The organism is Terrisporobacter mayombei (assembly GCF_020748465.1).
Taxonomy (GTDB): domain Bacteria; phylum Bacillota; class Clostridia; order Peptostreptococcales; family Peptostreptococcaceae; genus Terrisporobacter; species Terrisporobacter mayombei.
Map to the genome: position 1 here is coordinate 1 of NZ_JAHZMP010000115.1, position 515 is coordinate 515.

Annotated in this window: 1 protein-coding gene; it reads left to right on the forward strand. The window is 50.5% G+C overall.

Annotation, left to right across the window (positions count from 1 at the left end; all coding sequences use genetic code 11):
• Nucleotides 1–515, forward strand: a 515-nt coding sequence (kptA, locus tag K0039_RS24930; protein ID WP_500303707.1) for an RNA 2'-phosphotransferase, incomplete at both ends; no start/stop codon positions are given.

Consider the following 515-nt stretch of genomic DNA (forward strand, 5'->3'; position numbering starts at 1 on the left):
AGTACAACGAAAAAGAGCTGGCGGATACGAGCAAGTTTTTAAGTTTTGTCCTCCGACACAAACCGGAGGCGATTGGTATCGTACTTGACCGTGAAGGATGGGCGGATATCGATAAGCTTATACTCTGTGCCCAAAAAGCGGGCAAGCGGTTAACCCGTGCATTGCTGGATACCGTGGTCGCTACCAGTGATAAAAAACGTTTTAGTTATTCCAGTGATGGTAGGTGCATCCGCGCGGTTCAGGGGCATTCGACTTCGCAGGTCGCTATTTCCTTTGTCGAAAAAACACCGCCACAGTTTCTCTACCACGGTACGGCAAGCCGTTTCCTTGATGGGATAAAAAAACAGGGGCTGATTGCAGGGGATCGTCATTACGTGCATCTCTCTGCTGATGCAGCAACGGCACGCAAAGTGGGAGCAAGACACGGATCGCCGGTTATCTTAACCGTCAAAGCACAGGAAATGGCGAAACGAGGTATCCCTTTCTGGCAAGCGGAAAACGGAGTCTGGCTGACA